This is a genomic window from uncultured Corynebacterium sp. (assembly GCF_937999985.1).
Classification (GTDB): Bacteria; Actinomycetota; Actinomycetes; order Mycobacteriales; family Mycobacteriaceae; genus Corynebacterium.
On record NZ_CALLDG010000092.1, the window covers coordinates 1 to 5,923 of the forward strand.

Annotated in this window: 6 protein-coding genes and 1 tRNA gene; 4 read left to right on the plus strand and 3 right to left on the minus strand. The window is 63.2% G+C overall.

What is annotated here, in order from left to right; all coding sequences use genetic code 11:
• Positions 1-161 precede the first annotated feature (161 nt).
• The 3 genes from Q0331_RS04365 to Q0331_RS04375 all read right to left on the minus strand — a co-directional run bounded on the left by Q0331_RS04365 (position 162) and on the right by Q0331_RS04375 (position 3,771).
• Positions 162-238: transfer RNA gene (locus Q0331_RS04365), tRNA-Pro, on the minus strand.
• A gap of 163 nt (positions 239-401) precedes the next feature.
• The gene (locus Q0331_RS04370; protein WP_298075216.1) at positions 402-1,310 is read right to left on the minus strand and encodes a metallophosphoesterase; all 909 of its coding nucleotides are present in this window, start codon (positions 1,308-1,310) and stop codon (positions 402-404) included.
• A gap of 217 nt (positions 1,311-1,527) precedes the next feature.
• Entirely contained in the window at positions 1,528-3,771 is a 2,244-nt protein-coding gene (locus Q0331_RS04375; protein WP_298075207.1) for a transglycosylase domain-containing protein, read from the minus strand.
• 460 nt (positions 3,772-4,231) lie between these two features.
• On the opposite strand from Q0331_RS04375, the gene Q0331_RS04380 reads away from it, so the two are divergent.
• The 4 genes from Q0331_RS04380 to Q0331_RS04395 all read left to right on the plus strand — a co-directional run.
• Positions 4,232-4,606, plus strand: coding sequence for a WhiB family transcriptional regulator (locus Q0331_RS04380; protein WP_298075209.1), 375 nt, complete (start codon positions 4,232-4,234; stop codon positions 4,604-4,606).
• Positions 4,607-4,623: 17 nt separating this feature from the next.
• Positions 4,624-4,782 (plus strand): DUF4177 domain-containing protein, encoded by a 159-nt coding sequence (locus Q0331_RS04385; protein ID WP_011274258.1) that lies wholly within the window; start codon positions 4,624-4,626, stop codon positions 4,780-4,782.
• 35 nt (positions 4,783-4,817) lie between these two features.
• Positions 4,818-5,285: a RidA family protein gene (locus tag Q0331_RS04390; protein WP_298075212.1), complete on the plus strand. Its 468-nt coding sequence runs from the start codon at positions 4,818-4,820 to the stop codon at positions 5,283-5,285.
• Positions 5,286-5,313: 28 nt separating this feature from the next.
• The coding region (locus tag Q0331_RS04395) for an MBL fold metallo-hydrolase (RefSeq protein WP_298075214.1) at positions 5,314-5,923 on the plus strand (610 nt) is incomplete at its 3' end.

The window sequence follows — 5,923 nt, forward strand, 5'->3', positions numbered from 1 at the left end:
GCGGAGGGGTATGGGCGGCAGCGCCCAGCGGAAGGGGTTGGCTGAGGCGCGCTAAATGAGGGGCGCGCGCTGGGCGGGGTGCTGGCTGCAGCCCGCCGGGGTTCCCAGGTTCCCGACAAAGACGAAACCCGCCAGCACCTTTCGGTGCCAGCGGGTTCTGATGGTCGGGATAACAGGATTTGAACCTGCGACCCCCTCGTCCCGAACGAGGTGCGCTACCAAACTGCGCCATATCCCGGTCTGGAGCGGCACGTTAGTTTTGCGAACTGTGCAAAGCCAACGGCTGCAACTCGAATTACTATAGCCCGCACAGGGGGCATTTTTCAAAATGGCAGCGTATCGAGCCTTTTAATGCCCCAGCAACCCCGCCGCCCTCGCGGGAACCAGCCAGGAGTACCCAGCTACTCCGCCGGCTTCTCCACGATGTGGATCAACGTCGCCGACGGGCGGCAGAAGATGCGGAAAGGCACGTACTTAGAGCTGCCCAGCCCGTTGGTCACGTGCAGCCACATGCGCTCGGTCCAGCGGGAAAGCCCGCGCGCCCGGCTCCTGTCTATGCCGCAGTTCGTCACAATGGCGCGCCCACCCGGCAGGCATAGCTGCCCGCCGTGCGTGTGACCGCTTAGCACCAGCTGGTATCCGTCGGCGGCGAAGCGGTCCAGAACCCGCGGTTCGGGGGAGTGGCTCAGCCCGATGGCCAGGTCGGCGTCACTATTAGGGCGCCCCGCGATCCGCGAGTAATCGTCCAGCTCATGGTGAGGGTCATCCACGCCCGCGATAGCCAGCTTGATCTTCTCTGGGCTGGTCAGCGAACCAGTCGCGGCGGGGTCGATGGCGAACTCGACGGTGGTGTTCGAGGCATCGTGCCAGCCGTGCTCGATGAAGGCCGCGCGCATCCCCTTCCATGGCAGCTGCACCTGGGAGGGCTTGCGCTTCTTGCCCAGCAGGTAGATGAAGGGGTTCACTGGGCGCGGCGCGAAGTAGTCGTTGCTGCCGAACACGAACACTCCGGGGCGTTCCAGCAGCGGCTCGAGCGCGCGGAGCACTCCCGGCACGCCGTCCTTCTCGCCGAGGTTGTCGCCCGTGTTGACCACCAGGTCCGGATCCAGGCGGTCTAGCGCGGCGACCCATTCCTGCTTTTGCTTCTGCTTGTCCAGCATGTGCAGGTCGCTGACGTGCAGCAGCCGGAAGCTTTCCCAATCGTCGGGTAGCGCGCCGGGTTCAAGCAGCGGCACTGTTACTTCGTGTAGCTGGAACTTTAGGGTTTCTTTATATGACGCCGCAGCTACCGCCGCGCCGGCCGCTCCAATTCCGAGCACGCTTTTCAGCACGTTGGCGGGGGTGAGCAGACGTTTGCGGGGCTGGGCTGGGGAGTTCGCTGGGGAGTTCCGACGATTGTTCTTCACGTTCCCCAGGGTATCGCTTCGCCCGTGGGCGGGATACACCCGCCGTGTGCCGCGCGCGGCGCGCAGCGGGGGCGCCAAGCGGTGGCACGTAGCGCGGTCAGCGCGCGGAAGAGCCCGCGGGTTAGCGGAGCTGATTCAGGAAGTCATCGAGGTCGGCGAGGCCACGGCGGATCTCTGGCGGGAGGTCCAGCTCCCCTTGGGCCTGCGGTGCCTGCGGGGCGGGCGCGGAGTTGCCGCCACTCGCGGCACCACCTCCTGATCCGCCGGTGGATGCGGGTGCTCCCCACTTGCCAGGGTTTGTGCCAGCGTCGTACTTCTTGTCGTAGGAAGGCAGCTTGCCGCCACCGTACTTCTTAATCATTGGCTTCGAAGCCTCGAAGAAAATCTGCGCGGGCTCGTTACCGCCGTAGAGGTTGCCGTTGCCGCATTGGCGCACGGGCGCGGTGCACAGGTTCTTGGCGGTGCCACCGTCGTTAAAGATGTAGGAGGATCCGGCCCAGCCGGAGGTGAAGCCCAGGAACGCGGCGGAGAAACTGGTTTCCGTCGTACCCGTCTTGGCGGACAGCGGGCCACTCCAGCCGGTCGCGCGGGCGGCGGCGGAGGCCGTACCCTGCTGCACGTCGCTGCCCAGGCCGTTTGCCAGTGCGTCGGCGATCTTCTTGTCGATGGCCTGCTCGCAGTCCACCTTCTCCATTTCTACGTTCTCGCCGTTGCGATCCTTTACGGACAGCACGGGCGTGGGTTCGCACCAGCGGCCGTGGTCGGCCAGGCTGGCGGCCACGTTGGAAAGCTCCAGCGGGTCGACGGCCGTGGGGCCCAGAACGAAGGAGCCCAGGTTGTTGTCCTTGACGTACTCCTCCACGGAGTTCTTGCCGTCAAAGCTGCCCTCGTTCTTGTAGGAGCGCAGACCCAGCTTGATAGCAATGTCCGTGATGCGCTTCATGCCCAGCTTCTCCGCCATCTCGATGAAGGGAGTATTCGGGCTGGTCGCCAGCGCTTCCTTCAACGTCATGTTGGGCTTGTAAGAGCCTGCATTTTCCACGCAGTACTTGTTCGGCGGGCAGCCTGGTGCGCCGCCTGCACCCATGCCTTCAACCTCGGCGCGGGTGGGCACGGCGAGGTTGGTGTTGAGGCCCATGCCGTCCTCCAGTGCTGCCGCGGCCGCGAAGATCTTGAACACGGAGCCGGCGCCGTGCCCCTGCAGCGAGTGGGGCAGCGGCAGCACGGATTCCCGCTCGTCCTGGCTCAGGCCGTACTTGCGCGAGGAAGCCATGGCCAACACCTGGTGCTTGCCACCCTTGGGCGTGATGTAGTTCGTCGCGGCGGATACGCCCTCCTGGTCCGGGGAGACTTTGCTGCGGACGGCCGTCTCCGCGTGTTTCTGCGCCTTCGGATCCAGCGTGGTCCGGATCGTGTAGCCGCCCTTGGCTACCTCGTCCTTGGAGATCCCCTTGTTGTCCAGGTACTCCATCACGTAATCGCAGAAGAACCCGGAGCCACCGGCGCCGATACAACCGTTGGCGGGAACCTTCGGCTCCTCCAGCACGCCCAGCGGCTTGCTCGCCAGCTCATCCGCCTTGGCCTGCGAAAGGCTATCCGCGTTCACACGCGCCTGCAGCACGGCATCGCGCCGCTGCTTCGCACCCTCCGGGTTGGTGTACGGGTTCAGCGCACTGGTGGATTGCACGATTCCGGCCAGGAAGGCCGCCTGATTGTCGTTCAGATCCGCCGCGTTCACGCCGAAGTAGGTCTGCGCCGCGGCTTGCACGCCGAAGGCGCTGTTGCCGAAGGAGACCAGGTTCAGGTAGCGCGTCAGGATCTCGTCCTTAGTTAGCTTTTTGTCCAGGTCGCCGGCCATCTTCATCTCGCGCAGCTTGCGGGGCAGCGAGGTTTCAATGGCCTGGGCGGCCTCGTCCTCGTTCTCCGCTTCGATCAGCCATAGGTAATTCTTCACGTACTGCTGGTTGATCGTCGACGCGCCCTCCGAGACCCCACCGCTAGAGACGTTCGCCGCCGCCGCGCGCAGGGTGCCGCGGATATCCACGCCTTTGTGCTGGTAGAAGCGCCGGTCCTCGATGGCAACGATGCTGTCCTTCATTGCCTGGGAGATCTTGTCCGAGGGAACTTCAGTGCGGTTCTGGTTGTACACCCAGGCGATTGTCTTGCCGTCCCGGTCGGTGATCCGCGAGCGCAGCGGCACCGAGTTGTTCTCGGAAATGTCCTGCACATTGGAGTTCATCGCGTCCGTGCTGGCGTTTACCACCCAGCCGCCCGCGCCCGCGAAAGGCAGGATGGCGGCGGCCAGCAGCACGCCACCGGCCAGGATGGCGAGAAAAAGTTTCAGAAATGCCTTCGGTGCGTCCACGGCTATCACCATAACCCACGTCCCGGACAACCCTTTAGCCTTTTTGCCCTTTCTTTGTGACGCCCACACGCCAGCCACCGGGGGTGATCACTCCCTTTGCAGATCTGTGCACCTTTAGTGGAAAAAATTTGCCCCGGCGCCGGTTTGGGAAAAGTTTTGAATGTGATGCGCGACACGATTTACTGACGGGCTGACCAGCGCGATCGTGAGGGCGTCAAAAAGAAAAGATCATGGGGCGGGTAGCAGATCTACAGTTTTCGCTGGTCGGTTGAATCCATACTTAACAAATGTCGCGTGGCTATCAGTTACCCCCAAAATGTGACCTATTCGACACTTCTAAAAACGTGTGAATAAAATTACTACTACAGCAAGTCTCTACGGCAGTTGGCGGCACCAAACGACAACCGACGCACAAGGCGCGAGGGCCGCCCCTGCTGGAGGCACGTTTCGGAGGAAGACAATGACTGCATCGCTTGCCCGCACGAAGGTGGCCGGCGGCTCCAAGCCGACCTGCCAGCCTGCTGAACAGATCACGACCCGCGAGTCTTTTAACAACCGCGGCGAGTGGATCACTCAGGCACACTGCCGCAACGTGGATCCGGACGAGCTCTTTGTAAAGGGTGCTGCCCAGCGCAAGGCTGTGGCCATCTGCCGCCACTGCCCCGTTGTGCTGCAGTGCCGCGCCGACGCACTGGATAACAAGGTGGAGTTCGGCGTGTGGGGTGGCATGACCGAGCGCCAGCGCCGCGCGCTGCTGCGCAAGCACCCCGAGATCACCAGCTGGGCGGACTTCTTCGCAGGCCAGCTCGAGGCTGCCAGCGCGGCAAAGAAGTAACCATTACAGTAGTTCCCATGACTAACTGGGAATACGTAACCGTGCCGCTGCTCACTCACGCTACTAAGCAGATCCTGGATAACTGGGGACAGGATGGCTGGGAGCTCGTCTCCGTACTGCCCGGTCCGACTGGTGAGCAGCACGTTGCCTACATGAAGCGCCCGCTGGAGCAATAGGGCAGCGGAGCGGTAAGGCAATAGGGGCAATAAAAATGGCACAGCAGAACTTTCGCCAAAAACTAGAAGAACTCGGCCTGCAGCTACCGCCGGTGGCGGCACCCGTCGCCGCCTACGTGCCGGCCGTGCGCAGTGGCAACATCGTCTACACCTCCGGTCAGCTGCCCTTCGTGGACGGCAAGCTGCCCGTCACGGGGCTGGTCGGCGCTGAGGTGACCGAGGAGCAGGCTTATGACGCCGCCCGTACCGCCGCGCTGAACGCCATTGCCGCCATCGACGACCTGGTGGGGATCGATAACATCGAGCGGATCGTGAAGGTCAATGGATACGTTGCCTCCACCGCAGACTTCGGCGGGCAGCCAGGCGTGATCAACGGCGCCTCCGAACTATTGGGAGAAATCTTCGGCGAAGCCGGAGTGCATGCCCGTGCCGCAGTCGGTGTGGCTGCGCTGCCGCTGAATGCCCCCGTAGAGGTAGAGATCGTCGCGCAGATCAGCGCATAATTTCGCGGTTCGATCTACACTGGGAGGCATGAAGCACCCCGCTTATAGTCAACTACGTCCAGTAACTCCGAACGTTGGCGTCGTACTCGCGCCGAACCCCAGCTACGCTGCTCTGGAGGGCACGAACTCCTGGGTGATTAGGGGAGAAAACGACACAGTATCCGTTGTGGTGGATCCGGGTCCGCAGGACGAGGGCCACCTGAATGTGCTGAATACCAAGGCTACCGAGGGCGGTGCGGAGATTGGCGTTGTGCTGCTGACCCACCGCCACGCCGACCACGCCAACGGTGCTCAGCGCTTCCGTCAGATCTCCGGTGCGCCGGTTCGTGCCTTCGATAAGCAGTACTGCATCGCAGCCGACGAGCTGGAGGACGGGGAGATCATCTCCTTCGAGGGGCTAACCCCCACCATTGAGGTCGTCCACTGCCCGGGCCACACCTCCGACTGTGTTTCCTTCTTTATCCACTCCAACGGCGGCACCGACGATTCCGACGTGGAGGGCATCATCACTGGCGATACCCTCGCCGGCCGCCACACCACCATGATCTCCGAGACCGATGGTGACCTGGGGGCCTACCTGGAGACCCTCGCCAAGCTGCGCGAGCGCGGACAGGACAAGCCGCTACTGCCCGGCCACG